The organism is Planococcus halocryophilus (assembly GCF_001687585.2).
In the GTDB taxonomy this organism is placed as follows: Bacteria; Bacillota; Bacilli; order Bacillales_A; family Planococcaceae; genus Planococcus; species Planococcus halocryophilus.
Map to the genome: position 1 here is coordinate 1996230 of NZ_CP016537.2, position 26687 is coordinate 2022916.

Below are 26687 nucleotides of genomic sequence, written 5' to 3' on the forward strand. Positions count from 1 at the left end.
GCCCCGAATGCTAAGCATTCGGGGCTTTTCTATGATTCATTTAAATACTTAAATTCAATTCGTTTTCTCGCGATAATTTTCTTAAGTTCTACAAATAATTCCACTAACTGACGGTATGCCGCATAAGTACTTGGAGATGATTCGATAAACAACAAACGCTCTGCGCCATTTAACGGTTCAAATCCTTCATCTTGCAAAGCTATCCGGCAATGCGTTAAAAGTTTTTTGTAGATTGTTAGACCGTCTTGGGTAATTTCAGCAGCAGCTTTATTGCGCTGTTTGTGCAAGACAGCTAATTGCGCCAAAATGTGATCCCATTCCAAAAAATAAGGGTCAAGTTGCTCTTTAGTTAACTTTAGTGACAGTTTCACGTTTAACCAGTCCTTTTTTCTCGCGTTTTTGCCCTTCTCGGCATCGATCAAAAAGCGGACAAATATGACAACCTGGATTTTGTGATTTGCAATGATAGCGTCCGAAAAAGATAATTTGGTGATGCGTTTTAGACCAATCGTCTGCAGGAGTTTTTTTCATTATCGTTTCTTCTACTTGAAGCGGATTATCTTTCCATCGACTCAACCCTAATCGCTTGGCAACTCGTTCAACATGAGTGTCTACAGCTAATGCTGGAATCCCAAAAGCCACGGACACGACGACATTAGCTGTCTTTCGACCGACTCCCGGGAGCGTCATTAGCAAGTCTCTGTCAGCTGGTACTACACTATTGTGCTCGTCGATTAAGATACGACTAAGCGCTTGAATATTTTTAGCCTTATTGCGGAACAAACCGATCGAACGGATATCTTGCTGTAATTCTTCTAATGACACAGCGACGTAATCTTGTGGTTCATGATATTTTTGGAACAAGTCAGCCGTCACGCGGTTGACGAGTTTATCTGTACATTGTGCAGATAAAAGCGTCGCGATTAATAAATCAAATGGATTACGGTGTACCAATTCACAATGTGCATCCGGAAACATACGATCCATTTCTTGTAGACAAGCCAACCATTCTTTTTTAGACATCATCTATTTCACCTTCTAATTACGGTCTTCCAACCAATTATAAAATTGAACTTTTTTCACTGCATTTTCAGTCGGCTGAATCCGGATATTTTTTTCTCTAAACGAACTTGCATGCTTAGTAACTTGCGTAGAGGTTTTAATGTTTTTCTTTTTCCACTCAAATAAAATTCTGTCTACATAACGCAAACTCAGTTTCTCCGAAATAACAGCTTCTTTAAGTGCCATTCGAATCACATCTGGTGTATGGCCATCTTGATCCATCCACATCGAAATGGTTTCAATTTCCATCGGAGACAAGAAACGTCCAAATTCTTGTTCAAACAACTGGAAGATCTCCCCTTCCAACTCTTTTTGGGTATTTTCTTTTATTTCATGCTGCTCTTTATAAACACAGTCCAATAACCGATCCCATAAAGGTTGTAAAGAAATAACTTCTGTCAAAACATCTTGTTCTGTTGTTTGTTCGATCGACAAATAGCCTTGTTGCATCAATTTTTGTAACATGGTTGTTACGCTTTTTTGAGAAGTCATCATGCGTGCGCCTACTTCATCAGGTGTCGGAAACTGGTTTCCCATTTGTTGAAATGCTTGAATGTGCATAAGCAACATTGCTTCCTCGTCTGTTATCTTCAGTTCTTTGTAAAACTGAAAAAAAAGCTGGGAAATGGTAACATTCCCCTGCTCAATCCACGTTTGTAATCGATTAGGTTGTTTCATATCCCAACCACCTTTCCTATTATTCATTTTTATGGGTATAAACGGTTTAATAGACGTGGGAATGGAATCGATTCTCTAATATGTTCTACACCACTAATCCAAGCTACTGTGCGTTCTAAGCCTAAACCAAACCCAGAATGAGGAACTGATCCGTATTTGCTTAAGTCTAAATACCAAGCATATGCATCTTCATCTAAATTATGTTCTTGAATGCGTTGTTTCATCAACTCATAATCATGAATCCGTTCAGAACCACCGATAATTTCTCCGTAGCCTTCTGGCGCGATCATGTCTGCACATAGTACGACATCGTCACGTTCTGGGTGAGGTTGCATGTAAAATGGCTTGATACCAATAGGATAATGTGTAATGAATATTGGCATGTCGTAGCTTTCTGCTAAAGCTGTTTCATGTGGAGCACCAAAATCTTCGCCCCATTTAATATCATCAAAACCGTTATCGTTTAACCATTTAATCGCATCGTCATAAGAAACACGTGGGAACGGCGCTTTTATCTTTTCAAGTTTCGATACGTCTCTATCAAGACGTTCCAATTCCAATTTGCAGTTTTTCAAAACCGATTGCACAATATACGAAACATATTGCTCTTGCACTTCTAAACTTTCCGCATGCTCGATAAATGCCATTTCCGGTTCAATCATCCAAAACTCGATTAAGTGACGGCGTGTTTTAGATTTTTCTGCACGGAATGTCGGACCAAACGAAAATACTTTTCCAAGCGCCATCGCAGCCGCTTCCATATACAATTGACCCGATTGAGATAAATAAGCATCTTCATCAAAGTATTTTGTTGCAAACAATTCAGATGTTCCTTCAGGAGAAGATCCAGTCAAAATTGGCGGATCTACTTTGACAAAACCGTTGTCATTGAAGAATTCATAAGTCGAACGAATAATTTCATTACGGATTTTCATGATTGCATGTTGTTTACGTGAACGTAGCCATAAATGACGGTTGTCCATAAGGAATTCTGTACCGTGTTCTTTCGGCGTAATCGGGAAATCTTTCGCTTCATGGATAACTTCGATGCCGGTAACAGCTAATTCATAACCAAAAGCCGAGCGTTCGTCTCCTTTTACTTCACCTGTTACATAAACCGACGTTTCTTGTGTCAATCCTTTAGCTGTAGCGAATAAGTCATCGCCTACTTCAGCCTTTACTACAACACCTTGTACAAATCCTGAGCCGTCGCGCAGTTGCAAGAACGCAATTTTTCCACTTGACCGTTTATTCGCGATCCAAGCGCCTAGTTTAATTGTTTCTCCGTTATGTTTAGCCATTTCGGCAATGGTAATTTTTTTCATCAAACAATAGCCTCCAAAGAATAATGTTGTCTTAGTCTTTCCATTTCGATGTTACGAATTGATGAATACGTTCCACAGCTTCTGTCAACGTTTCTAATGATGTCGCATACGATAAACGAATCGTAGAATTTGCGCCAAATCCTGAACCTGGAATGACGGCAACATTTGCTTCTGTTAACAAAGCCGTTACAAAATCATCAACTGATGCGTAACCTGTTTTAGTTGCTGCTTCTGAAACATCTGGTAGCAAATAAAATGCGCCTTGTGGGCGAATTACTGTAAATCCAGGAATCGCCTGAAGTTTCGGGAATATGACATCCAAGCGTTCTTCAAATGCTTGACGCATTTCTTCTACAGCATCTTGTGGTCCATTATAGGCTTCAATTGCTGCATATTGCGAAGTTGTCACAGGGTTTGATGTAGAATGACTTGCTAAATCTGTCATTGCTTTGATCAAGTTAGCATCAGCTGCCGCGTAACCAATGCGCCATCCAGTCATTGAATGCGATTTTGATACACCATTAATTAAAATCGTGCGTTTTTTTGCATCTTTTGAAAGAGTTGCAATCGATGTATGTTTGACATCTCCATAAATTAGTTTCTCATAGATTTCATCAGACACGATCAAAATATCAAATTCGCGACAAACTTCTGCCAACGCTTCTAATTCTTCTTTTGAGTAAATCATGCCTGTTGGATTACTTGGTGTGTTAAGAATCACTGCTTTTGTCCGGTCTGTAATAGCTTCTCTTAATTGTAGAGGAGATATTTTATACTCCTGACTGGCTGTTGCTTCTATGTATACAGGTACACCTTGCGCTAATTTCACTTGTTCAGGATAACTCACCCAATACGGAATTGGGATAATTACTTCGTCACCTTCGTTTAACAACACTTGGAATAATGTATAAAGCACATGTTTAGCGCCAATCCCGACCATCACTTCTTTTGGGGAATAACTCAGCCCTTGGTCTCTTTGCAGTTTATTGATAATGGCTTCTTTTAATGCCGGAAGTCCTCCGGCTGGTGTATATTTTGTTTTACCATCTTTCATAGACTGGTAAGCAGCTTCAAGAATGTTTTCTGGTGTATTGTAATCAGGCTCACCTGCTCCAAGACCGATTACATCGACTCCTTGAGCTTTTAATTCGTTTGCTTTGGCAGTGATTGCTAATGTTGTAGAAGGTGTTAACGTTTGTACACGATTCGCTAAGTTGATCAATTTTTTTCCGCCCTTTCACAAATTCAATATGCGCTTTCGCCATTGACCATCGTCTGCTGATAAATAAACATAGTTTAAAGTGTCTTTTTCATCCACAAAAGCAACTTCCCATACTGGCTCTTCACTTTCCATACCAAGTTTTGTATGCAGTATTTTCTTGACGTCCATTTCATTAAGAACCAGTTCACGTGCTTGTTTAGCCGTAATTTTATCTACTAGGGCAAGTGTTTGCAACTTGCCATCACCTTCTGGAACAAAAACAGCCATTAACTCACCTTTACCATTAGTCCCAAGAACTGTCACAGATGCTTTAACATTTGTATATACATATGCTCGCTCTACATCTTCAATTAACTTTTCACTCTTTGCACGCTCAATTGCGAGCTCTTCTGTATCTGAATAAGGTTTATTGCCCAAAAACAAAACTAAGATGATGATGGTCACTGCCAAAAAAGACAGAAATCCAAGTATAAATGTAATCCATTGTCTCATGTAATCACCTATGTTTTATAAATTGTGAAAATCGCTTTTTCAGCATTTTCTTTATCAAGAGCTAGTCCGAACATTAAATTTCTATCTTTCAATGTACGATTTAAGGCGTCTACCACTTTATATAAATCTGTTTGATACTTAAGTTCAACTGTTGAGATCACTTCAATTTTCGATTCCATGCTTACGCCTTCCTTTCGTTATATCATTGCTTATTATACCAAGCTTCAATATCGGTTACCATCTTTTCTAAGGACACTTTGGATACTTTAACTTCAGGCAATGCACTTATAAATTCTCGACCATAAGATTTTGTCTCGATTCTTCGGTCTAAGACGATAAATAAACCTTTATCATTTTTTGATCGGATTAAACGGCCAAATCCTTGGCGCAAACGAAGTACTGCTTCTGGTAAAGCATATTGAAGAAACGGGTTGACACCTTCACGCATAATAACTTCAGAACGCGCTTTAAAGATTGGTTCTTCTGGTGATGTAAACGGCAACCGCACCACAACTACTGCACGAAGTGCATCTCCTGGAACGTCTACTCCTTCCCAGAAACTATTCGTTCCAAAAAGCACTGACTTTTGGAAACGCTGGAAAGACTTCAATAACTTCATACGACTTCCAGATGAAATACCTTGTGCGAATAACATATAATCTTCGAGCAAACCGGTGTCTTGTATTAAGTCTACGGTTTTCCGTAGCATGTCTTGGGATGTAAACAACACAAAACAGCGACCTTCTGTTACAAGAACTGTTTGGATAACGGCATCTGCTACCGATTCAATGTATTCATGTTGAGAAACATGTTGAATATCTGGCATGTCTTCTACAATATAAACATGAGCTCCCCGGTAAAAATCTTTTGGCGGTTCAAATTTTTTAATAGGTACATGTTCTGGTATACCGATTTGATTGACGATAAATCGCTCATTCGCTGGAACTGTCATCGTACCAGACAACCAAATAATTGCTTTGTCTTGTCGAGCTGGAGCCATTACTTTGTCTATTAAAGACGCAACAGCAAATGGACGTTTATATAAGGAAAGACTTGTTGGCAAACTTCTCAAGTCGCCATCGATCCAACTTACTTCACCTGCCAATGGAAAGACGAATATTTCACTAAACTCTACCGCTTTGACCATCATTTCCTCTGTCCAATAGCGCCAATCGGCTATCGTCAATTGATCTTTGATGGTTTTTTCAGTCAACCTTTCAGCTTTTTGCAAAATAAGCTGAGACAGATCGATCCATTCGTTTAAGTAATACAGCATCTGAGTAAAACGGCTATCTTCGAGTGATAATTCACTCAAGAGTGCCGAATTTTTTTTATGACGGCTCGCTGCAAAATTTGCTGCAAATTCGTTTGCAACGAAGGTTGAAATTTCATCAAAAAGAGCTGTAAATCTTAAAAATAACGATTCTAATTTCATCATTTCGGGAACGGTTGAAAAACCAGTACGTTGCGCAGTCTCAAATAGTGAAGCGGCTAATTGCTTCTCGTCTAAACTGCCAATTTGACCAAAAATATATTTCCATTGTGTATAAACAAATGTTTTTTCATGTTGAGAAACTGCTGCTTGAACGACTTGGTGCGCTTCATCCCAAATATAAGCATCAACATTAGCTAAAATCGACTTTTTGCTTAAATGTTGATTGAGTAAAAAGGCGTGATTCGTCACAATGACATGTGCATGTTGTGCTTGCTTTAATGCAAACTCATAAAAGTCAGCTTGTTTTTCTTGTTTGCTCAGTTTTCGTATATGTGAACGACGAATTTTATCAAGAACAAACTGACCACCACTCGAGGCATTGATTTCATTTAAATCCCCAGTTTCAGTAGCAGTCAGCCAAACTAAAACTTGCATAATCGTAAACGTTTCATCGTAGGATTCATCATCCCCTTGCAACAATTCAACAAATCTAGCCAAATCGATATAATGAGATACCCCTTTGATCAATGAAATTCGTACGGGCGCACCAATAAATTCCTCAACCATTTTACCTTCTTTTAGCACAAGTTGATCTTGCTGATGGGTCGTGTACGTACTGATCAATACTTGCTTTCCAGTATCAAGTGCAAAGTTTACTGCTGGCAATAAATAGCCAATCGTTTTTCCCATACCGGTAGATGCTTCGATTACCAATTCTTTTTTCTGAGTCAACGCTTCTTCAATTGATGTCATCATATCGTATTGACTTGGTCTTTTTTCGAAATTCGGAAAAACTTTTTCTAATCCATCACGCCAGTCCCGCGAATAGGATTGCTGGTTATTTAGTCTTTCTTCAAATAACCGTCTTGGCTTTAATGGAATTCCTTGAAACCTATCAAAATCATCAGCCTGTGCGTTTCTTTTTTCCTGGGTTAGTTCAAAGAAGAGTCGGGACAAATCTGATTTCAACTGAAACGACCGCTTATGCAGAAATGCCAATGTCGCATAGGGCAATGATACTAAATCCTGTTTAGCCCGTAAAAACAATAACGCTGTTGCCATCGCATCATCATCTGCACGATGCGCACTTTCTAAGGGGATGCCGAGCTCAGAAGTAATGTCCTGTAATTTAAAGCTAAATGCTGTAGGATACATTAGCCTGACTAGTTCGACTGTGTCCATCGTCAGTCCTTGCCATTTCGGCAAACCGCTACGCTTTAATTCAGCTTGCAAAAAAGGTAAATCAAAATTAGTATTGTGCGCTACAAAAATAGCATCTTGCATTTTTTCATAAACCGTTTCTGCATAATGCTCAAACGGCTTAGCCTCTGCAACATCTGCATCTGTAATATTCGTCAAATCTTGTATAAACAATGGAATTGTGCGACCCGGGTTTATAAATTCTGTATATGTATCGGTGATTTCACCGTTTTCGATTGTTACCATCGCGAGTTGAATAATCCGGTCACCTTTTGCAGGGGAATGGCCCGTTGTTTCAATATCGACAACGACATACTTTTGCGTATTCATCTTAGCCCCTCTTTCTTAGGTGATTGCCTAAAAAAATTGTAACATATCCTGTCGCTTTCCGCTTTCAAGATGAAAATTCAATCTTCTTTTGTTCTGCTACACAAAATAAAAAAGCTCCCTTTTTTAGGAGCTTTCAGACTGTAGACAAAGCCTATTCAAAATGTATCGTTGTGTATAACCACAACCGTTCTAGCCACTACGCTTTCCATGGGCTCAGCTTCAGCCTCCTCGTCACTGGCGTTCCTGCGGGGTCTTCAGCTTTCGCTGTCCCATAGGAGTCTTCGTGACCAGAACGGTTGTTAGCATGTAGCTTTTATTAGCGAGAGTAACCAACGAATCTACTTTTCAAGAGGCTTGATGAGTAATCACGCAAGGATCCGGAGCGCAATGCGGCGAAGGGCAAAGATGTGTTCCTGTAGCACTTCGAACGGAGCGTAGATCCCAGAATTTTTATACAGTTTGAAGCTTTCTTGTTTATGAGTTTTTCGCTTACATAACAGTTGCTTCAGGTTCGTAATGAATAATTTCTTTTATTTGGTTTTCAGCATCCATAATGGCGACAGTTGGTTTATGGTCACGTGCGTTTTCATTCATTACATAAGCATAAGATAAAATAATCACGATATCTCCACGCTGTACTAGACGGGCTGCTGCACCGTTAACACAAATAACGCCGCTCCCGCGTTCTCCTGCAATGATATACGTTTCAAAACGTGCACCGTTGTTGTTATTAACAATATGAACTTTTTCATTTGGCAACATGCCAACTGCATCAAGTAAGTCTTGGTCAATGGTAATGCTCCCTACATAATTTAAATCGGCTTCTGTTACAGTTGCGCGATGGATTTTTGAATTTAACATCATTCTAAGCATGAGTCAGTTCCCCTTTTGGTTGAAAATAATATTGTCGATTAAACGTGCTTTTTCAAACTTTACGGCTAATGCCAAAATGGCATCTTGTTGAATAGTAGTTGTTAACGTTGGATAATCGAGTAATTCAATATAATCGATGATTCCAGATGTATTTTCAGTTAAATAGACAGTCATTGGCTCAATCGGATCTTGACCTTGCAAAACCAACTCTTTCCCCATTTCCAATGCTTTTCTTAAATGAGGTGCTTCGTTCCTCTCCGCATCACTTAAGTAAACATTACGAGAGCTTTTCGCAAGCCCGTCATCTTCACGGACCGTTTCACCTCTTCTTATGGCCATTGGGAAATTATAATCTGCCACTAACGATTCAATAATCGCTAATTGTTGCGCATCTTTCTGGCCAAAATAAGCCAAATCCGCCTCAACCAAATGAAACAGCTTGGTGACTACTTTTAATACACCATCAAAATGACCTGGCCTTTTCGCGCCGCAAAGCACATCAGCTTGAGCGCCTGCAGATAGTTGAATTTGGCTTTCGCGCGGATACATTTCTTCAACGCTTGGCGCAAAAATAACGTCAGTTCCTGCCACATCGGCAAGCTCTTGGTCTCGTTTTAAGTCTCTTGGGTACCGATCAAAATCTTCGTTAGGTCCAAATTGAGCGGGATTAACAAAAATACTCATGACCACTTTGTCGTTTTCCGCTTTTGCTTTTTTGACTAGCGAAAGATGGCCTTCGTGCAGAAAACCCATCGTTGGCACAAGACCAATTGTTTTGCCAGCTTTTTTGGTATCACGAACCCATTCTTTCAATTCGTTTACCGTCTGTAAAATCAACATTTTTTCTCTCCTCTCGGGAAGAAAACCATATAAAAAGCCCTTCTGCTAAAAAAAGACAGAAGGACAGTAAATGTGCGTTAGGTTTCCTCCGTCCCTGTCGTGAATCTGATCAAGGCAGAACTTATTCGTATTCATTTTGGGTGTCTTGCGGTTGATTGGTGCAGTTCGTAGACGATACTGCCCATTAAAAATACTATAACAGAATTTCAGAAAAAAACATATTCCATGCTCATTGCTCATTAAACTAGAAAAAGTGAGCCCAATTAACTTTTATGAATCAGCCATTTCAATATCAGCTGAATAAATGCCGTGAAGTTTCCCATCGGACGTTCGTAATTGAAGAACTCCTTCCTCGGTAATTCCTTCGGCAATGCCTTCAAGTGTTTGATTGGTCATACGAGCTCTGACAGGTTGTCCAATTGTTGTCGAATAACTTTCCCACAAAATTTTCAGCATGCCAAATCCTTCATCAATATACATTTGCGTATAAAGCTCCATGTAAAACAACACAGACTGCACTAATTTTTGACGATTAACGGTTTCTCCACTCGCCATTTTCAATGAAGTCGCGATATCTTGTACTTCACGGTCAAAATCTTCTTTTTCCTGATTGACGTTTAGTCCGATTCCAATAATCAGTGCTTGTATACCATCTGCGTCGGATTGAAGCTCAGTTAAAATGCCTGTACATTTTTTGCCATTAAGCAAAATATCATTCGGCCATTTAATTTTCGGTTGCAATTTAGTGACTTCTTCGATTGCGCGAACAATCGCTACAGCAGTTACTAATGTAAATTGAGGTGCTTTTTGTGGTGCCACAGCTGGTCGTAGGATAATACTCATCCATACGCCTTTTTTAGCAGCAGAATCCCATTTCCGAGCCATTCTGCCACGTCCAGCCGTCTGAGTTTCTGTAAGTACGACAGTGCCATCTTGAGCTCCTTCTTGAGCTAATTGATGAGCAATAATTTGAGTGGATGCACAACTTTCGACATATTCGATTTCTTGGCCGATTCGTTTTGTTTTCAATCCTGTTTGAATACCTAAAGGCTCTAATGTGTCTGGTGCAGTGACAATGCGATAGCCTTTTCTTTTGACCGATTCAATATCATAGCCTTTTTCTTCAAGCTCTTTTATGTGCTTCCAGATAGCTGTTCTAGAAATGCCAAATTCATCTGCTAACTGCTGACCTGATACAGCTTCACCATTCGATTCCATTAATCGTTTTGCTATCTTAAGTGTGACTGTGATATTCATCTTCAAACCAGTCCTTTATCAATTCTTTGTCGTTTTTTAATATCCCATATACAATAAGTCTTTCAATTTTCTCAATCCATACTTTTAACCATGGTCCGGATTTCGCCCCACTCCACTCGATTAAATCCCAGCCATCGACCGCAAGTTCAGATCTTGATTGAATCGGCAATTGTCGCTTTATAGCAGCTAAATCTTTCTTTTTTCCTGTTACGCGTGAAGCCATTTCCAATTGTTTCAGTGTGTATTTGTAAAATGTCCATTGATCCCACGTGTTTAACGCGGTTAGTTCTAAACTTTTTTCTATGAGTCGTTTTTCTTCATTAGAAAAACGATAATCTTTTATATCCGTAAACTGACGTTTTTGCTGATGCAATAAATATAACCAACCATAAGTAGGGTTTCCGTCTGTATGATACGTTATCCAGTCCACTTCGAATAAACCACCAACCGGCAAAAATCGCGTTAAAACGGAATCTTTCAAGTAAGCCATGCTTTTTTGCATGCTTGGATTGACAAAAATTTTGTCAATCTCTGACTTTAGCCGTTCCACAGCAATAAATCTAATTAACCGTGCATGTCGTCGTATAGAAAGCAGTGTTTTCATATCGATAATAAAATCTAGCTGTCCTGAAAACCGAATTGCGCGCAACATTCGTAACGCATCTTCTTCAAAACGTTCATCCGGATCCCCAACTGCACGGATCACTTTATTTTTCAAATCTTCTTTTCCACCAAATGGATCAATAATTTTGAGATCTTCAGTCATCGCCATTGCATTGATCGTAAAGTCACGACGACGCAAATCTTCTTCAAGCGAAAGAACAAACTCGACTGAATCCGGTCTACGATTATCGGAATAGCTACTCTCTGTACGAAACGTCGTCACTTCAATACCTTCTCCGTCTAGTAATACTAAAACTGTTCCATGGTCAATGCCCGTGTCGACAGTACGATCAAATAATACTTTTACTTGCTGTGGCAAAGCCGATGAAGCCACATCCACATCATGCGGCGTTTTCCCTAACAATAAATCACGTACCGCTCCACCAACTATATATGCCTCGAAACCCGCTGCTTTTAATGTGTGGATGACTTTAATGGCCGTATTCATTGTTCTTCATCCTTTGGCATCAGCTGTTCGTATAAACCTTCATATTGCTCTAGGATTTTTGAAGAATGAAAATGCTCGGACACCGTGTCCAATGCGCCTTGACGTAAATTTTGCAATTGTACCTCATCACTCAACATGTCAACTACATATCGAGCCGCCTGCTCTGTGTCTCCAAGTTCGACCAAAAACCCATTGACTCCCGGATTAATAATTTCAGGCATACCACCGATGTTTGTCCCAATGACCGGAACTCCACACGCCATTGCTTCTAGCAGCACCAAACCAAATGCTTCTTTTTCAGAAAGCAAAAGTTTAATGTCACTAATGCTATAAAATTCTGCAAGATCGTCTCGTTTTCCTAGAAACAATACATGTTCTTCTATTTCTAAATCCCGCACTTGTTGAATGATTCGTCCCATTTCAGGTCCATCGCCTACTAGTAATAATTTGCAGCTTATTTGTTGATGAGCCAGTGAAAAAGTTTTGATAACATCTTGAACGCGTTTAACGTTACGGAAGTTTGAAACGTGAATCATCACTTTCTCAGCAGCATCGATGCCGAGTTGTTCCTTTAGTTTTGTTTCACTTTTAGGGTGATACTCTCTTTCATCGACAAAATTATAAACCGTCTCAATCGTTTTGTCCGGTTGGATCAGCTCATAAGTTTGGTCTCTAAGTGAATTAGAAACAGCCGTGACGATATCAGATTTTTCAATACCGTAGCGAATCGCTTCTTTCAAAGAAGAATCCGATCCTAATACCGTAATATCTGTGCCGTGTAGTGTTGTTACGATGCCAATGTTTGAGCCGGCCATATCGCGCCCAAGAATAGCGCATACAGCATGAGGAATGGCGTAATGGACATGGAGAAGATCCAGCCCTTCATTTTTGATCACTTCAGAAATTTTTGTGGCTAACGCAATATCGTAAGGGGCATATTGAAAGACGGAATACGTATTGATGTCAACTTGATGATTAAAGATATTTGGATACGTTTTATTCAAACGGAAAGGAGTGCTAGACGTAATAAAATGAACTTCGTGTCCTTTTTCCGCCAACATTTTTCCTAGTTCAGTGGCAATAACACCAGATCCTCCAACAGTTGGATAGCAAGTGATGCCGATTTTCATTTTTCGCACGCTGTTCTCTCCTATCCTCTTCTTTCTCCAAGCAGACGCCAGTCTATAAAGCCTTCTTTTAACCCTTTAAGAAGAACTTCAGCTGTTCCCATGTTCGTGGCTAAAGGTATGCCATAGACGTCACACAGGCGGATTAACGCTGTGACATCAGGTTCATGCGGTTGTGCAGTCAATGGATCACGGAAAAAAATAATCATATCCATTTCATCTTGTGCAATCATTGCACCGATTTGCTGATCTCCACCAAGTGGGCCAGAGCGAAAGCGGGTTACTGATAAATTGGTTTCGTCAATGATTCTTTGACCAGTCGTTCCTGTTGCATAAAGTCCATGTTCAGCTAAAATTGGCTCGTAAGCTAATGCAAATTGAATCAGGTCATCTTTTTTACGGTCATGGGCAATCAAAGCTATATTCATATTATCGTCCCCTTTAGTCGATTATGTGTTCTAAACCATAAATCAATTCTTCTTTTTCCATCACGGTTTGAATAGATAAAATCACACCAGACATAAATGAGCCTCGATTAAATGAATCATGTCGAAGCGTTAGCATTTGACCTTCCCCGCCAAGTAATACTTGTTGGTGAGCTACCAATCCAGGCAAACGAACACTATGGATGCGCATACCATCGTAATTTGCACCACGTGCACCTTCGAGAATTTCTTTTTCGCGGACATGCCCTTGCTCATGAATAGGACGTTGCTGTGAAATCAAATGTGCAGTTTTCATCGCTGTTCCAGAAGGAGCATCAAGTTTTTGATCATGATGCATTTCAATAATCTCAATATCCGGTAAATATTTAGCTGCTTGTTCTGCAAACTTCATCATTAATACCGCCCCAATTGCAAAGTTCGGTGCAATAATGCAACCAATTTTTGATTCTTTTGAAAGCGCCTTTAATTCCTCTAGTTGCTCATCCGAAAAACCTGTCGTGCCAACAACAGGTCGTATATTCAATTCCAATGCCTGTTTTGTATGTTCGTAAACAAATTCTGGCGTAGTCAAATCGACAAGTACATCCGGCTTGGTTTCAGCGTTGAGCTGTTCAAGATCGATATAAATAGGAGCAGTGAAATTAGAAGGAAATAATTTTGTGTCAGCTATTGTGTCGCCGACTTTTTTATAATCTAAAACAGAAACAAGTTCCATTTCGGCATGATTCATAACTGTATGTACTGCTTCTTTACCCATTTTTCCTCTTGCCCCTGCAATTGCTACGCGAATTGTCATTTTTGTTCATCCTTTCGTGTCCAACGATTTTGATCTCTATTGTTAAATTTATCAATTACTCGGTCATGAGCATCCGCAAGATCGATGTCCATAGAGTTTGCCATACAGATCAAAACAAATAGAACGTCGCCCATTTCTTCTTCGATACTGTTTTCAGCCTCTGAACTTTTCTTTTTTTTCGGACCGTATTCATGCATGACTTCTCTAGAAAGTTCACCAAGTTCTTCTGTTAAACGAGCCATCATTTCCATCGGTTGAAAATAGCCTTCTTTGAATTGCCCAATGTATGTGTCAACCTCTTGCTGAAGCTGTTTCATGGTTTTTTCCCCGCTCATTACATCACACTCCTCAGTCAATCGTAAAGAAAACTTGAGATGTTGTCAAAACACATTATTTCAACGATAATACAGAAGTCTACATTTACGAAAGGGGCTTGGCATAATTGAAAGAGTTAAAAATTAAAAACATCTTATTTATCCTTCTCGGTGCTGCCATTTACAGTTTTGGATTTGTTCATTTTAATATCCAAAACGAATTGGGAGAAGGCGGTTTCGCTGGTATTACATTGATTTTGTACTTTATCTTTAATTGGGACCCCGCATTGATGAACTTGTTATTAAATATCCCATTATTTTTTATAGGATGGAAACTTCTTGGTAGAAAAGTTTTTCTTTACACTATTATCGGGACTGTAGCAGTTTCTGCTTTTTTGAAAGTTTTTCTGGTTTACGAAATTCAAATCAATTTACAAGATGACTTATTTTTAGCCGCCTTGTTTGCCGGTGTCTTTATTGGGATTGGACTTGGAATCATATTCCGATTTGGAGGTACTACAGGAGGCGTCGATATTATTGCGCGCTTGGCACAAAAATACATAGGTTGGAGCATGGGGAAAACAATGTTTCTTTTTGACGCAGCTGTCATCATGCTATCTTGGTTAACATTCCTTGACCACCGCTCAATGATGTATACACTTGTAGCAGTGTTTGTTGGTGCGCGTGTTATTGATTTTGTGCAAGAAGGTGCTTATTCTGGCCGTGGCGCATTGATCATTTCAAATTCCCAAGAAGAAATCGCCAGCCGTATTGCCATCGAAATGGATCGTGGCATCACGATTCTTCGTGGCTACGGTCATTTCACAAAAGAAGAACGGGAAGTTTTGTATTGCGTTATTGCACGAAATGAAATTGTTCGACTAAAAAGCATAATTAACTCTGTTGATCCTCATGCCTTCGTTTCCTTAATGGACGTTCATGATGTGATGGGCGAAGGGTTTACACTAGATGAAGAAAAACGTCCGATAGGTTAATCTAAAACGATAATATAGAAAAAAACGGCCCTTTTACGGGCCGTTTTTTTATGAGCGGTTCATACCTGTATAGATTAAAATTAATCGTGCAAGTTCAAGAACCGCCACTGCTGTAGCTGCAACATAAGTCATCGCTGCTGCGCTTAATACTTTTTTCGCATCACGCTCTTCTTCATTACGGATAATATTATGTGACAAAAGCTGATCCATCGCACGGCTCGAGGCATTAAATTCGACTGGCAAAGTTATTAGCTGGAATACTACTCCAGCAGCCAATAAGATGATACCAATCAATAATGCACCACTCCATGCTGAAAAGAAGCCAATCATAATAAAGATCCAAGACATATTCGATGAAACGTTAACGATTGGTACAAGGCGATGACGCAAGCGTAAGAACGAATAATCTTCCGCATCTTGAATTGCATGCCCTACTTCGTGTGCAGCAACTGCTGTACCTGCTACAGAAGCTTCACGATAGTTGTGACTGCTTAATGCGACGATTTTTGTTAACGGATTATAATGATCGCTTAACATACCGCGACTTTCTGTTACTTTAACATCATGCAAGCCATTGGCATCTAAAATAATACGTGCAACTTGAGCACCGGTATGACCAGATGTGGAACGAATTTTAGAGTATTTAGCATATGTTCTTTTTAATTTAAATTGAGCCCATAGTGGGATGATTAGCAAAAGGATAAAATAGAAGATATAACCGCCTATACCCATGTCTAAATCAACACCTCTTTCTATTTGATACTCTTATTTTACTTAAATTAGTCAATATTGGTCAACTGAAATGGATTGCGTTTTATTCAAATGTGCTACATAAAAGGCAAATCCGACACAAACAATGGAAAGCCAAAATGTAAAGTAACCGATTTGGCTACTATACTCACTCAACCTACTATAAATAGGCATTTGACCGAAGACATAATCAATTACATCATTATGCAAAGTCCAAACAGCTGTTAAAGCGACAGATAGCCATCCAAAACGATAATGTTCGATATAAAGAACTGCCTGCAATGCCATAGCGAAGTGAGAGCCTATTAACATCCAGCCAATCCAACCAATTGACCCTACCTCCCACAACGTAAGTAAATTCATGATAACTGCCCATAAACCATATTTAATCAAAGTAACAAAAGCTAAAGCCTCAATTAATCGATTTCGCTTACCAAAAATCCACAAACCAAGCACGATGGTGAAAAACAAGCTGGCTGTAGGACTATCTGGAACAAATATTAGAAAAATTGGTTCTGTGATTTTTAGTTGCCATCCATACCATATGTATCCATAAATCGAACCCGCCAAGTTTACTACAAATAACAAAATTAAAAATGGACGGTACATTAACCAAGCTGAGATTTTAATCGCAAAGGAAAGCATCATTTTTCTTCCTTTCAAGATAGAAAAAAAGAGCCGGTTTCCCGACTCTTTTTCTATTAGTTATTATTCTGCTTCAAGGCCAGAAATAAACTCTGCAAGTACTTTCAGATCTTCATCTGTTCCGTCCCAAGCAGCAGGCATTACAAGAGCACCGTCTTTTTCGATACCGTTGACAGCAATGTCAGAGATTTCTTCAGGAGACAAGCCAGTTCCAACAAGTGTTGGTCCAACTGCTCCTTCTAAATTATCGCCATGGCAACTAATACAAGCTGCAGCAGAATACACTTCATATCCTGGATCAGTTGTATCAATTTCCACTTCTTCAGTGATTTTCCCTTGCGCTTCAGCAGCTTCCCAGTCATGGTTTGCTACCGATTCCCATGTAAGGAATATAATAGAAATAATCCCGAGAATCATAAATCCTGTAGGCAATGGGCGTTTCGAAGGACGTCTTTCCGGTCCTCGATCCAAGAATGGTGCCAACATAAGTGCTCCAAAAGCAAGTCCTGGAACGATAATGGCACCAACCACGTTAAATGGCCCGGATGCAAATTCGTATTTCAGTAATTGATATAAGAACAAGAAATACCAGTCTGGTAAAGGAATATATGCTGTATCAGTTGGATCAGCCTGACCTTCAAGAGGCGAAGGATGAGCGACAGTCAAAAGCAAATAACCGATTAAGAAGACCGAACCAATCATCCATTCTTTCAAAAGGAAGTTTGGCCAGAAAGCTTCTGTTTTACCAGGGTATTCGGAGTAATCTTTAGGAACATTCGGCTTACGGTATTCCATACCTGGAACACGCGAATCCCCTACAAATTTCATCCCTTTTCCGCGATGCATAAGTGTTCCCTCCTTAAAAAATCCTTGTTGCGGAATGAATTATAGCGGTCCTGAAATACCTTGTCTTCTGATCATGATAAAGTGAGCAGCTAGCAACCCAAGCAAAGCTGCAGGTAAGAAGAAGACGTGTATAGCGAAGAATCGTGTCAAAGTCTGTGCACCAAGGATTGTTGAATCCCCAGCCAATAGAAGTTTGATCGATCCACCGATGACCGGTACAGATGCCGCAATTTCAATCCCAACTTTTGTTGCAAATAGAGCTTTCATATCCCATGGAAGCAAGTAACCCGTGAAGCTCAATCCAAGGATAACGCCGAATAGTAAAACGCCTACTACCCAGTTTAGCTCACGCGGTTTCTTATAAGACCCTGTAAAGAATACCCGCAGTGTATGAAGGAAAATCATAACAACTACAAGAGAAGCTCCCCAGTGATGCATCCCACGCACAATTTCTCCAAAAGCAACTTCGTTTTGAAGATAATAAACCGACTGCCAAGCATTTTCAATATCTGGCACGTAATACATTGTTAAGAACATACCGGATAAGATCTGAATCACTGTAATGAAAAATGTTAGTCCTCCAAAACAATAAACAAATGCTGAAAAGTGGTGTGCGGGGTTTACGTGCTCAGGTACTTCATGGTCAGCAATATCACGCCAGATCGGCGTAATGTCTAATCGCTCATCAACCCAATCATATAACTTGTTTAGCACTGGTGTCGTACCCCCTTAACTATTAAACTATTGTGTTTTCTCTTACTGCGCCGATTGCAACAAAGCCATCTTGTTCTTTTACTTGGTACTCATCGAGTGGTCCAAGCGGCGGTGTTCCTGCAATGTTCTGTCCGTTTTTCTCATAACGGCCTGCGTGACATGGACAGAAGAATTGTGTCGGGTAATCTGGACTCCCTGCCCAGTTCACTGTACATCCTAAATGTTTACAAACTGGTGAAAGTGCGATTAATTTATCGCCGTCTTTATACACCCAAGCTGAATTTGTTACTTCAGATTTATACCATGCGTCTGTTTGTTCGTAAGTGAAATCGACACGTACTGGTTCTTCCGTAATATCAGCTACAGCTTGATCAGTTAAAACGTAGTCGCTGCCTTCTTTTTGTTGAAGAACAGGGTCTACTGCGAAACGAACCATTGGCATCAACATACCTGCTGCCATGAAACCACCTACACCTGTTAAAGTGTAGCCTAAAAATTGACGTCGTGATACACGATTATTACTCATCCTTTTCCCCCCTCTAACATTCAAGGTCAGTCCAATGGACATACTCATTCAAATATAATTACTAGGACAACCTAATGATATATCAATCAAATCTTAAGGTCAATATCGCATATAGCCTATTCAAGCAGTTTGTGAACATTTCATGAATGATGTGACCATTCTTTTGTAAATAGCGGCAAAACTTGTCTCAACTGGTCTTCCATTACTGAATTTTTAAAGGATTGGTCCATATCCTCCATCGGAATTGCTGGTAGCCATAAAACATTTTTTAAGCTATCAATTGTTCGCCATTCGGAATCTGTCGTTAAATAAAAGATATGTTTAAACTTCGTATGCTGTAATTCTTCCAACAATTCAGCTGCAATTCGCTGCCGATTTGCTATTTTGCCATAAGAAATAGGCGGAAGTAAAAGTATCCGCCCTTTAAATTGCTTTTCTAACATAGCAGTTAGGTTTTGTAAGTATTCAGAAGCGCCTGCACTGGATTTCATCCCATTTTCACTTAAATCTAACTGTAAAAGTGGCACAACCGCTGTATCTATATAATCTTGTTGACTCAAATATTGATCAATTTCTTTACCGATAAAATGCATAGCGTATTTTCACTCTCCGTCTTTTTTAATGGCTTTGAATGCCTGCAACATTGCTGACAGTTCAAAAAAACGATCGCGATCGTTGGCATCTAATGCTTCATCAATTTGTTTGTAAATCGTTTCCTCATGAAAAACAGACATGCTTTCTTTTAATATTTTCTCAGCAACTTGACGATCTTGTTCATCAATAGATGCATCTTCAGGTATATATGGATTTTCTTCCAACACCGACAAATATAAAGTCGGAGGAGGAATGTTAGGAAAATTCAATTGGATATACAAATGTTCATCCGGATTTAGACGCAAGTCATGAAATGATTTTTCCGCGTCTGCCGTCATTAAGTTTCCTTTATAAAAGCGGAAAGGGGTTTCTTTTGAATCTGTTGAGGACATGACCATTGCGCGCGGACAATAATGCGCTTCTTCAACAAAATGGGTTTTTTCAAGCAGGTCTTCGTTGCTCAACATATAATTCAGAATCCAAATACACTCACGTCTTTTCATCTTGTAAGATTGTAGGAACCAACGGACAAATTGCTTTTTTTCACCTATTGATATTGAAGCGGTCATGAAATTTCCTCCTTTCATTCAAAAGACTGTTGCCAATCAAACCATTCTGGATTTTCTGGTTCTAGCGCTTGTAGTTCTTTTATTATTTCGAGAGCGCGCTCTCTTTTTCCTTCTTCTATTAAAAATAAGGCATATTTTTTCAAGAAAACCGCATCGTCTTTAAACGATGAGTAAGCTTTTTCATAGTAAACCGTCGCCTGCTTGTAATTTTCTGTGCGTTCGTAAGCTTCCGCTACCATCGGATAAAGGCCAGCCCAATCATCACCACTTTCGACCACCATTTCTGCCAACTCAAGAACTTCATCATCTTGTTCTTGCGCATGGAAGTAAGATACTAAAGTATAAATAGCTTCCATGTATTCTGGGTCTAATGCTATTGCTTGACGTAGATGTTCAACACCCTCGTCCACTTTACCCAGTTTTAAAGCGAGCTTACCTGCGAATAAATACAATTCCTTATCAAATTCATCTCTAGCGAGTCCTTCGCTTATTGCCTTATAAGCAGGTTGGTAATCTTCAGCCATATTGTAGCTTTGTGCTTTTAATAAATAAGCAGAAAAATAATCTGGATCAATGCCGATCAATTCATCAAGACGACGCACAGCCATCTCGTATTGACGTGTTTGAAATGCTGCAAATGCCGCTCCAAACAGCACGTCTGGAGTTGCTAAGTCTTCAAGCGCTTTTTCATAATAAGGCAATGCTTCTTCGTAAGCCGCTCCTGCACTATAAACTTCAGCTAGCCTTTCGGAAATATTGACTCCTTCTATCTCAACCTGCTGCGCTTCAAGTTCTTGATAAATTTTGGCCGATTCCAGGTAACGTCCAGAATCTAACAACAATTCCGCTTTCGCTTGTTGCAAAAGAGGTTCTTCTGGCATTAAGTCTATCGCTTCATTTAAACGATTCTCAGCTGCTTCAAGCAAACCTTGTAATTGGAACAAGTCCGCTAAGGTTACAAGCGCTTGAGCATACAATTCATCGTCTTTTGGGATTTCCATCAAGGCATTTAATGCATCATCTTCCCGGTCAGCATCTATTAACAAATTGGCTCGGTCAATTGTCAATTGTGCTTCTTCTGGGAATATATACTGTAAATGTTCGAGTACTTTGATTGCTTCTTCCACAAAGCCTATTTCTGCTAGCCATTCAGATAAACCGTATTGCTCATCCGGATCACCTTTTAGCAAATAATCATCTAATAATGTGTTTAGAAGATTAGGATCTCCTTGTTCTACCGCTTTTTGTATTTGTTCAATATTCGCCATACTATCACCTATTCCTTCACATTCTTACATTCATCCTACACGAAAGACATCTATTATCATAATAAAAAAACTCTCCATATGGAGAGTTAATTTGTCAGTAAATTCAGTTGATCAAAAAAGTTAGGATACGAAATCGAAATGCATTCTGGGTCGTCAATCACAACTTCACTCGATGCTACTAAAGCAGCAATTGCTGCCATCATGCCAAGACGATGATCGCCGTAAGAAGTCATATCAGCACCTGTTAATACGGTTGGACCATGAATGATCATACCGTCTTCGGTTGCTTCAATATTTGCTCCCATTTTCGACAATTCGGTTACAACTGCTGCTATACGATCAGTTTCTTTTACTCGTAACTCTTCAGCATCTTTAATCACAGTTGTTCCTTTTGCTTGCGTTGCAATCAAAGCAATTAATGGGATTTCATCGATCAATCGCGGAATTAAATCCCCACTAATTTCCGTTCCTTTTAAATCGCTCGAATAAATGGTTAAGTCAGCTGAACGCTCACCTGCCGTTTCTTTTTCTTCTACTTCAATAACGGCACCCATTTTTTCGACTACATCTAAAATGCCTGTACGTGTGGGATTAATACCAACATTTGTTAGCGTTACTTTACTATCTTCCGTAATCAATGCCGCTCCAATCATAAACGCTGCAGACGAAATGTCTCCAGGAACTTGAACGTGAGCTGCTGTCAACTTTTGTCCACCTTCAAGCTTAATCACGTGATCTTCACGGTTAACGGTAGCACCAAAATGTTCTAACATAATTTCGGTATGATCACGAGATGCGATAGGTTCATGAATGATCGTTTGACCATCCGCTTTTAAAGCTGCTAATAAAATGGCTGACTTTACTTGCGCACTAGCAACCGGCAATGTATAGTCAATTGCTTTTAGTTGAGTTCCTTGAACCGCTAGCGGTGTATACTGTCCGTCATGGCGCCCACGAATATCCGCACCCATTTCACGAAGTGGATTGATAATGCGCTTCATTGGACGTTTAGCGATTGACTCATCTCCGGCCATTACTGAATGAAAAGATGTACCGGCCAATAATCCAAGCATTAAGCGGGTAGTTGTTCCAGAATTTCCGGTATCCAACACTTCGGAAGGCTCTTCCCAATACTTTTCACCTTCGCTTTGAATAGTTACTAAATCATCTGTAACATCAATTTGCACGCCAAGCTTTTTAAAACAAGAAATTGTACTTAAGCAATCGTCGCCCATAAGAAAGCCTTCTACTGTTGTTTTACCTGTTGCGATAGAACCGAACATGATAGCGCGATGTGAAATAGATTTATCTCCCGGAACTTGTATACTACCTTTTAAGCTTGGTTTTTTAAATGCTAACGATAATGCCATTGAGTTATCCGTCCTCTCAGGAAATATATGTATCGTAAACTGTTCGTGTTGAAATGCATTTTTGTGCACGCGCACGGTCTTCGTTTGTTTGAAAACTAATGACGAGAATACCAAATACATCTTCTCGCGTTTCTAAAATCCGAATATTGACAATGCTGATTTGTTCTTCTGCTAAATAACCAGTCAGCTCAGAAATAATACCCGGTACGTCCGGTATATCTATGTATAAATCAAATACAGAGAACATCGCCCCGTGACCAGCAATTGGGAGTTCGTCTCTCACAACTTTAGCATGATTAAAAAACTGTTGAATGGGTTCTGGATCATTTGTTTGAAGCATCTCTTTTAACTGTTCCATTTGTTGCATCCAATTGTCTAATTGATGAACAATCATGGCATTATTTTGAGTCGTGATATCTCGCCACATTTCCGGATTTGCCGAGGCAATTCGTGTAGTGTCTCGAAAACCACCCGCAGCCAATTGACGCGTAAAAGGAAATTTATCTTCTTGATCTAATTGATGAACAAGTGAAGCTGCGATTAAGTGCGGGAAGTGACTTACTACAGCTGTCATATGGTCGTGCTCTTCAGCTGCTAGCACTTTGATTTTGGCTTTTGTTACAGACAATAAATCTTTAAGAAATTGAAGACTTTTTTCATCTGTCTTTTCGTCAGGCGTTAAAATATAAAATGCATTTTCAAATAAAACTTCTTTTGCAGCTTCTACACCACTTTTATGTGAACCCGCCATCGGATGACCGCCAATAAAAAGGTGATTTAGCTTTTTAGAAGCTTCCATGATTTGCAATTTAGTACTACCAGTGTCCGTCAGAATAACATCGTCTTTTAAATTCCAGTACTTACTTTGCTCCATCAACTTGATCGTTGCACCAACTGGTGTGGCAAAAACAATGACATCTGCTTCTGCAGCAGCTTGCTCAAGTGATGGCGGTGAACTATGTATGATGCCCATCTTAAAAGCTTTTCGCGCTGTTAACGCACTTGCATCATAGCCTGCCACGTGGATATCCTTGTTACGCTGAAGCGCTTTTGCCAATGACCCACCGATCAAGCCTAATCCAATGATTAGTATGTGTTTGGTCACTTTGAAATCACCTGGCTTTTTGCTGATAGGTCCGGACGCAGTTTCGTCGCTTCATTTAAATAGACATGATGAATTTTTTTCTGTTCTAGCTCTGTATTAACGTGCATCATGACACGAATACATAAAGGCATACTGCCAGGAACGTCCATTTCATGTGTACACATGACCGGTACATAATTCCAATCCTCTATAGTTCGAACGGCTTTTGCAGGAAAAGCTGACGAAATATCAGTTGTCGTTGAAATGATGACTGATGCGACATCTTCTGGATCAATTTTGTTTTCTTTGGCCATTTCCAAAACTAGACGTTTTGTTTCTTTTAGCACTTCTTCCGCCTGATCTGCAGAAACCGTAATTGCCCCTCTTACTCCACGTATCATCAAATCACTTCTCCTATCTGCGAAACTAATTTTTCGTATGCTGCAAATGCACGCTGTTCATCTACTTTGTCCACATAAGGATGACCCGTTTCTTCAAGAAGAACAAAATTCAGTTCCCCTTTTGATGATTTTTTGTCTTTTTTTATATATGGCAATAATGCTTCAAACTTAATTTCGTTCAACAAGTAAAGCGGATAGCCATTTACCTTAGCCCACTGGATAAATTGTTCCGATTTCTTATGGTCTGATAATAATAATGCATAGGACATTCCAAGAACGACCGCTTCGCCATGTGTAATTTTACCGTAGCCTAAATGACCTTCTAGAGCATGTGCTACCGTATGGCCAAAATTCAAGTACTTCCGGACGCCACCTTCAAATTCATCTTCTTCAACAATCGCCGCTTTTACAGCAATTCCTTTTTCTAAATGAAGATTCAACTCTTCTTCTGTCAGAAGACTAAAATCTTCGATAGCTAATAGTTCTGATAGCCACTGTTCATTAGATATAAAAGCATGTTTAATCACTTCGGCCATGCCAGAACGAACTTCTCCAGATGGTAAAGTGGTCAATAATTTACTGTCATATAAAACAGCTTTAGGCTGATAAAATGTGCCTATCATATTCTTACCTAGCTCGTGATTGATTGCTGTTTTTCCGCCTACTGCGCTATCATGTGCCAAAATCGTCGTCGGAAGTTGAATAAAAGGAATACCGCGCATAAATGTTGAAGCGACAAACCCTACAACATCTCCAGTAGCTCCTCCGCCAAATGCTAACAACAATGAATTTCGCGAGCAGCTTTCAGATAGTAGAAAGCTGTGGCAGGCCATAAAGGTCTCCACAGATTTCGCACTTTCCCCGGCAGGAATCGTTAATATACGAACGTCCCAACTCGTTAAATAATTCAGCAAATATTGTAAATGAAGCTCTGCCACTTTTTCATCTGCGATCACCACAATCTGGTCAGCCGCATCCAGTAAGGGACGATAGGTATCCGCAAACAAATCGAATGCTCCGGCACCTATATGAACAAGATAAGGATGTTCAGCTTCGACCTGCAATTGCTTCATGCTTAAAACTCCTTCGTGTACTTCATGTAATTTTTCAAGTTATCAATCAAACGTGGCATTTGGTCTGCATCAAACTGATCTAATAAGGCATTTGCTACTTCCCAAGCCACAACGTGTTCAGCGACAATCGATGCTGCCGGAACTGCACAACTATCTGAACGTTCAATGCTTGCTTGGAAGGGTTCTTTTGTTTCAATATCTACACTTTTAAGTGGTTTGTATAAAGTTGGAATGGGTTTCATCACACCTCTTACAATAATCGGCATACCCGTGGTCATACCACCTTCGAATCCACCCAAATTATTTGTATTACGTGTATAGCCATTTTCTTCGTCCCATAAAATTTCATCATGGACTTCACTACCAGGTTTTCTCGCCATTTCAAATCCTATGCCGAACTCGACACCTTTAAAAGCGTTAATGCTCATAATTGCAGCAGCAAGTTTCGCATCTAGTTTCCGATCATAATGAACATAACTACCAATGCCTGCTGGCATACCTTCTACAATAACTTCGACTGTGCCACCGATAGAGTCACCATTTTTTTTCGTTTGATCGATTAAATCAGTCATTTCTTTTGTCACTGATGGATCAGCACAATAAACGGCATCATTTTCAACAATTTCGCGAATTTCATCTGCTGATTTCCCCATATAACTTTCAGGATTAACTTTTATGCCTCCAATTTCCGTAACGTGAGAAACAATTTTGATGCCAAGTTCTGCTAGTAATTGCTTCGCAACTGCTCCTACCGCTACTCGCACAGTTGTTTCACGCGCTGACGAACGTTCTAAGACATTTCGAAGGTCACGGTGACCATATTTCATCCCACCGTTTAAATCGGCGTGACCTGGGCGTGGACGTGCTATTTGACGTTTCACTTCTTCTGTTTCTTCAATTGGCTCAATGCCCATAATAGATGTCCAATGTTTCCAATCGTCATTTTTGACGACTAAAGCGACAGGAGAGCCTAATGTTTTACCGTGTCGAACGCCAGAAACAATTTCAACCGTATCTTTCTCGATTTGCATTCTTCTGCCGCGTCCATGACCGCCTTGACGTCTTTTTAATTCTTTATTAATCATTTCTGCCGTTAAAGGCAACTGCGCCGGCAACCCCTCTATGATGGCAGTCAATTGTGGACCGTGTGATTCTCCTGCTGTTAAATAACGCATTTACACTTTCTCCCTTCAACGTGCTAAAGTATTTATGTATCACTATACCATAATGCATTTCTTCAATTCTATATTAAAATCACATAAAGTGAAACTTCAATCAATTGAAAATTTTTATCTTCATCAAATCTTCATATTCAACAAAAAAACCGCCCCAAAAGGGACGGTT

The 26687-nt window shown here is 39.7% G+C and carries 30 protein-coding genes; 1 reads left to right on the forward strand and 29 read right to left on the reverse strand.

Annotated features, from left to right (window positions below; translation table 11 throughout):
- Positions 1–29: 29 nt before the first annotated feature.
- The 16 genes from BBI08_RS10030 to BBI08_RS10105 form a co-directional block, all read right to left on the reverse strand.
- Positions 30–371, reverse strand: a complete 342-nt coding sequence (locus tag BBI08_RS10030) for a YpoC family protein (RefSeq protein ID WP_008497762.1) — start codon at positions 369–371, stop codon at positions 30–32.
- Positions 346–1026 (reverse strand): endonuclease III, encoded by a 681-nt coding sequence (gene nth, locus BBI08_RS10035; RefSeq protein WP_008497763.1) that lies wholly within the window; start codon positions 1024–1026, stop codon positions 346–348. Before nth ends, BBI08_RS10030 begins: the two co-directional genes overlap by 26 nt.
- A 12-nt stretch (positions 1027–1038) precedes the next feature.
- A complete protein-coding gene (locus BBI08_RS10040; protein WP_065528053.1) occupies positions 1039–1740 on the reverse strand; it encodes a DnaD domain-containing protein in 702 nt (233 codons plus the stop codon).
- A 29-nt stretch (positions 1741–1769) separates the two neighbouring features.
- Entirely contained in the window at positions 1770–3065 is a 1296-nt protein-coding gene (gene asnS, locus BBI08_RS10045) for an asparagine--tRNA ligase (RefSeq protein WP_065528054.1), read from the reverse strand.
- 31 nt (positions 3066–3096) lie between these two features.
- Entirely contained in the window at positions 3097–4287 is a 1191-nt protein-coding gene (locus BBI08_RS10050) for a pyridoxal phosphate-dependent aminotransferase (RefSeq protein WP_008497766.1), read from the reverse strand.
- A gap of 15 nt (positions 4288–4302) precedes the next feature.
- Complete coding sequence (locus tag BBI08_RS10055) at positions 4303–4779, reverse strand: cell wall elongation regulator TseB-like domain-containing protein (protein ID WP_008497767.1); 477 nt, start codon at positions 4777–4779, stop codon at positions 4303–4305.
- Positions 4780–4787: 8 nt separating this feature from the next.
- A complete protein-coding gene (locus tag BBI08_RS10060; RefSeq protein WP_008431046.1) occupies positions 4788–4958 on the reverse strand; it encodes a YpmA family protein in 171 nt (56 codons plus the stop codon).
- Positions 4959–4981: 23 nt separating this feature from the next.
- Positions 4982–7744 carry an ATP-dependent DNA helicase DinG gene (gene dinG, locus BBI08_RS10065; protein WP_065528055.1) on the reverse strand — a complete coding sequence of 921 codons (2763 nt, stop codon included), beginning with the start codon at positions 7742–7744 and terminating at the stop codon, positions 4982–4984.
- Positions 7745–8233: 489 nt separating this feature from the next.
- On the reverse strand, positions 8234–8617 hold the full coding sequence (gene panD, locus BBI08_RS10070; protein WP_008497771.1) for an aspartate 1-decarboxylase: 384 nt from the start codon (positions 8615–8617) through the stop codon (positions 8234–8236).
- Positions 8618–8620: 3 nt separating this feature from the next.
- Positions 8621–9457, reverse strand: coding sequence for a pantoate--beta-alanine ligase (panC, locus tag BBI08_RS10075; RefSeq protein WP_008497772.1), 837 nt, complete (start codon positions 9455–9457; stop codon positions 8621–8623).
- Between the two features lie 270 nt (positions 9458–9727).
- Positions 9728–10714: a biotin--[acetyl-CoA-carboxylase] ligase gene (locus BBI08_RS10080; protein ID WP_008497773.1), complete on the reverse strand. Its 987-nt coding sequence runs from the start codon at positions 10712–10714 to the stop codon at positions 9728–9730.
- The gene (locus BBI08_RS10085) at positions 10692–11825 is read right to left on the reverse strand and encodes a CCA tRNA nucleotidyltransferase (RefSeq protein ID WP_008497774.1); all 1134 of its coding nucleotides are present in this window, start codon (positions 11823–11825) and stop codon (positions 10692–10694) included. The genes BBI08_RS10080 and BBI08_RS10085 overlap by 23 nt, the downstream gene beginning before the upstream one ends.
- Positions 11822–12964 (reverse strand): N-acetyl-alpha-D-glucosaminyl L-malate synthase BshA, encoded by a 1143-nt coding sequence (bshA, locus tag BBI08_RS10090; protein WP_008497775.1) that lies wholly within the window; start codon positions 12962–12964, stop codon positions 11822–11824. The genes BBI08_RS10085 and bshA overlap by 4 nt, the downstream gene beginning before the upstream one ends.
- 11 nt (positions 12965–12975) lie before the next feature.
- A complete protein-coding gene (locus tag BBI08_RS10095) occupies positions 12976–13380 on the reverse strand; it encodes a methylglyoxal synthase (RefSeq protein WP_065528056.1) in 405 nt (134 codons plus the stop codon).
- Between the two features lie 13 nt (positions 13381–13393).
- Positions 13394–14194 (reverse strand): 4-hydroxy-tetrahydrodipicolinate reductase, encoded by an 801-nt coding sequence (gene dapB / locus BBI08_RS10100; protein ID WP_008497777.1) that lies wholly within the window; start codon positions 14192–14194, stop codon positions 13394–13396.
- Positions 14191–14529, reverse strand: a complete 339-nt coding sequence (locus tag BBI08_RS10105; RefSeq protein ID WP_065528057.1) for a nucleotide pyrophosphohydrolase — start codon at positions 14527–14529, stop codon at positions 14191–14193. Before BBI08_RS10105 ends, dapB begins: the two co-directional genes overlap by 4 nt.
- Positions 14530–14636: 107 nt before the next feature.
- On the opposite strand from BBI08_RS10105, the gene BBI08_RS10110 reads away from it, so the two are divergent.
- Entirely contained in the window at positions 14637–15503 is an 867-nt protein-coding gene (locus BBI08_RS10110; protein WP_008497778.1) for a YitT family protein, read from the forward strand.
- 48 nt (positions 15504–15551) lie between these two features.
- On the opposite strand, the gene BBI08_RS10115 is transcribed toward BBI08_RS10110, so the two are convergent.
- From BBI08_RS10115 to aroC, 13 genes are all read right to left on the reverse strand, one after another.
- Positions 15552–16235 carry a zinc metallopeptidase gene (locus BBI08_RS10115; RefSeq protein ID WP_008497779.1) on the reverse strand — a complete coding sequence of 228 codons (684 nt, stop codon included), beginning with the start codon at positions 16233–16235 and terminating at the stop codon, positions 15552–15554.
- A gap of 51 nt (positions 16236–16286) precedes the next feature.
- Complete coding sequence (gene lhaT, locus BBI08_RS10120) at positions 16287–16898, reverse strand: lipoprotein heptaprenylglyceryl N-acetyltransferase LhaT (RefSeq protein WP_155800285.1); 612 nt, start codon at positions 16896–16898, stop codon at positions 16287–16289.
- A 63-nt stretch (positions 16899–16961) separates the two neighbouring features.
- Entirely contained in the window at positions 16962–17744 is a 783-nt protein-coding gene (locus BBI08_RS10125) for a menaquinol-cytochrome c reductase cytochrome b/c subunit (RefSeq protein WP_008497782.1), read from the reverse strand.
- A 39-nt stretch (positions 17745–17783) separates the two neighbouring features.
- Positions 17784–18458, reverse strand: a complete 675-nt coding sequence (qcrB, locus tag BBI08_RS10130; protein WP_008497783.1) for a menaquinol-cytochrome c reductase cytochrome b subunit — start codon at positions 18456–18458, stop codon at positions 17784–17786.
- A gap of 22 nt (positions 18459–18480) precedes the next feature.
- Positions 18481–18984 (reverse strand): Rieske (2Fe-2S) protein, encoded by a 504-nt coding sequence (locus tag BBI08_RS10135; RefSeq protein WP_008497784.1) that lies wholly within the window; start codon positions 18982–18984, stop codon positions 18481–18483.
- A gap of 140 nt (positions 18985–19124) precedes the next feature.
- A complete protein-coding gene (locus BBI08_RS10140; RefSeq protein ID WP_008497785.1) occupies positions 19125–19577 on the reverse strand; it encodes a DUF2487 family protein in 453 nt (150 codons plus the stop codon).
- 9 nt (positions 19578–19586) lie between these two features.
- Positions 19587–20147: a ReoY family proteolytic degradation factor gene (locus BBI08_RS10145; protein ID WP_008497786.1), complete on the reverse strand. Its 561-nt coding sequence runs from the start codon at positions 20145–20147 to the stop codon at positions 19587–19589.
- 14 nt (positions 20148–20161) lie between these two features.
- A complete protein-coding gene (locus tag BBI08_RS10150; RefSeq protein WP_008497787.1) occupies positions 20162–21415 on the reverse strand; it encodes a tetratricopeptide repeat protein in 1254 nt (417 codons plus the stop codon).
- Between the two features lie 86 nt (positions 21416–21501).
- Positions 21502–22785 carry a 3-phosphoshikimate 1-carboxyvinyltransferase gene (gene aroA / locus BBI08_RS10155; RefSeq protein WP_008497788.1) on the reverse strand — a complete coding sequence of 428 codons (1284 nt, stop codon included), beginning with the start codon at positions 22783–22785 and terminating at the stop codon, positions 21502–21504.
- 16 nt (positions 22786–22801) lie between these two features.
- On the reverse strand, positions 22802–23890 hold the full coding sequence (locus BBI08_RS10160) for a prephenate dehydrogenase (protein WP_008497790.1): 1089 nt from the start codon (positions 23888–23890) through the stop codon (positions 22802–22804).
- The gene (aroH, locus tag BBI08_RS10165; RefSeq protein WP_008497791.1) at positions 23887–24270 is read right to left on the reverse strand and encodes a chorismate mutase; all 384 of its coding nucleotides are present in this window, start codon (positions 24268–24270) and stop codon (positions 23887–23889) included. The genes BBI08_RS10160 and aroH overlap by 4 nt, the downstream gene beginning before the upstream one ends.
- Entirely contained in the window at positions 24270–25343 is a 1074-nt protein-coding gene (gene aroB / locus BBI08_RS10170; RefSeq protein WP_008497792.1) for a 3-dehydroquinate synthase, read from the reverse strand. Before aroB ends, aroH begins: the two co-directional genes overlap by 1 nt.
- Before the next feature lie 2 nt (positions 25344–25345).
- Positions 25346–26518 carry a chorismate synthase gene (aroC, locus tag BBI08_RS10175; RefSeq protein WP_008497793.1) on the reverse strand — a complete coding sequence of 391 codons (1173 nt, stop codon included), beginning with the start codon at positions 26516–26518 and terminating at the stop codon, positions 25346–25348.
- Between the last annotated feature and the right edge of the window lie 169 nt (positions 26519–26687).

Excerpts from the sequence above, each read along its gene's own strand:
- nth (WP_008497763.1), bottom strand. The coding sequence starts at position 1,026 with ATGATGTCTAAAAAAGAATGGTTGGCTTGTCTACAAGAAATGGATCGT.
- BBI08_RS10040 (WP_065528053.1), bottom strand. The coding sequence starts at position 1,740 with ATGAAACAACCTAATCGATTACAAACGTGGATTGAGCAGGGGAATGTT.
- asnS (WP_065528054.1), bottom strand. The coding sequence starts at position 3,065 with ATGAAAAAAATTACCATTGCCGAAATGGCTAAACATAACGGAGAAACA.
- BBI08_RS10055 (WP_008497767.1), bottom strand. The coding sequence starts at position 4,779 with ATGAGACAATGGATTACATTTATACTTGGATTTCTGTCTTTTTTGGCA.
- BBI08_RS10060 (WP_008431046.1), bottom strand. The coding sequence starts at position 4,958 with ATGGAATCGAAAATTGAAGTGATCTCAACAGTTGAACTTAAGTATCAA.
- dinG (WP_065528055.1), bottom strand. The coding sequence starts at position 7,744 with ATGAATACGCAAAAGTATGTCGTTGTCGATATTGAAACAACGGGCCAT.
- panD (WP_008497771.1), bottom strand. The coding sequence starts at position 8,617 with ATGCTTAGAATGATGTTAAATTCAAAAATCCATCGCGCAACTGTAACA.
- panC (WP_008497772.1), bottom strand. The coding sequence starts at position 9,457 with ATGTTGATTTTACAGACGGTAAACGAATTGAAAGAATGGGTTCGTGAT.
- BBI08_RS10080 (WP_008497773.1), bottom strand. The coding sequence starts at position 10,714 with ATGAATATCACAGTCACACTTAAGATAGCAAAACGATTAATGGAATCG.
- BBI08_RS10085 (WP_008497774.1), bottom strand. The coding sequence starts at position 11,825 with ATGAATACGGCCATTAAAGTCATCCACACATTAAAAGCAGCGGGTTTC.
- BBI08_RS10095 (WP_065528056.1), bottom strand. The coding sequence starts at position 13,380 with ATGAATATAGCTTTGATTGCCCATGACCGTAAAAAAGATGACCTGATT.
- dapB (WP_008497777.1), bottom strand. The coding sequence starts at position 14,194 with ATGACAATTCGCGTAGCAATTGCAGGGGCAAGAGGAAAAATGGGTAAA.
- BBI08_RS10105 (WP_065528057.1), bottom strand. The coding sequence starts at position 14,529 with ATGAGCGGGGAAAAAACCATGAAACAGCTTCAGCAAGAGGTTGACACA.
- BBI08_RS10115 (WP_008497779.1), bottom strand. The coding sequence starts at position 16,235 with ATGGGTATAGGCGGTTATATCTTCTATTTTATCCTTTTGCTAATCATC.
- lhaT (WP_155800285.1), bottom strand. The coding sequence starts at position 16,898 with ATGCTTTCCTTTGCGATTAAAATCTCAGCTTGGTTAATGTACCGTCCA.
- BBI08_RS10125 (WP_008497782.1), bottom strand. The coding sequence starts at position 17,744 with ATGCATCGCGGAAAAGGGATGAAATTTGTAGGGGATTCGCGTGTTCCA.
- BBI08_RS10135 (WP_008497784.1), bottom strand. The coding sequence starts at position 18,984 with ATGAGTAATAATCGTGTATCACGACGTCAATTTTTAGGCTACACTTTA.
- BBI08_RS10140 (WP_008497785.1), bottom strand. The coding sequence starts at position 19,577 with ATGCATTTTATCGGTAAAGAAATTGATCAATATTTGAGTCAACAAGAT.
- BBI08_RS10145 (WP_008497786.1), bottom strand. The coding sequence starts at position 20,147 with ATGACCGCTTCAATATCAATAGGTGAAAAAAAGCAATTTGTCCGTTGG.
- BBI08_RS10150 (WP_008497787.1), bottom strand. The coding sequence starts at position 21,415 with ATGGCGAATATTGAACAAATACAAAAAGCGGTAGAACAAGGAGATCCT.
- aroA (WP_008497788.1), bottom strand. The coding sequence starts at position 22,785 with ATGGCATTATCGTTAGCATTTAAAAAACCAAGCTTAAAAGGTAGTATA.
- aroH (WP_008497791.1), bottom strand. The coding sequence starts at position 24,270 with ATGATACGTGGAGTAAGAGGGGCAATTACGGTTTCTGCAGATCAGGCG.
- aroB (WP_008497792.1), bottom strand. The coding sequence starts at position 25,343 with ATGAAGCAATTGCAGGTCGAAGCTGAACATCCTTATCTTGTTCATATA.
- aroC (WP_008497793.1), bottom strand. The coding sequence starts at position 26,518 with ATGCGTTATTTAACAGCAGGAGAATCACACGGTCCACAATTGACTGCC.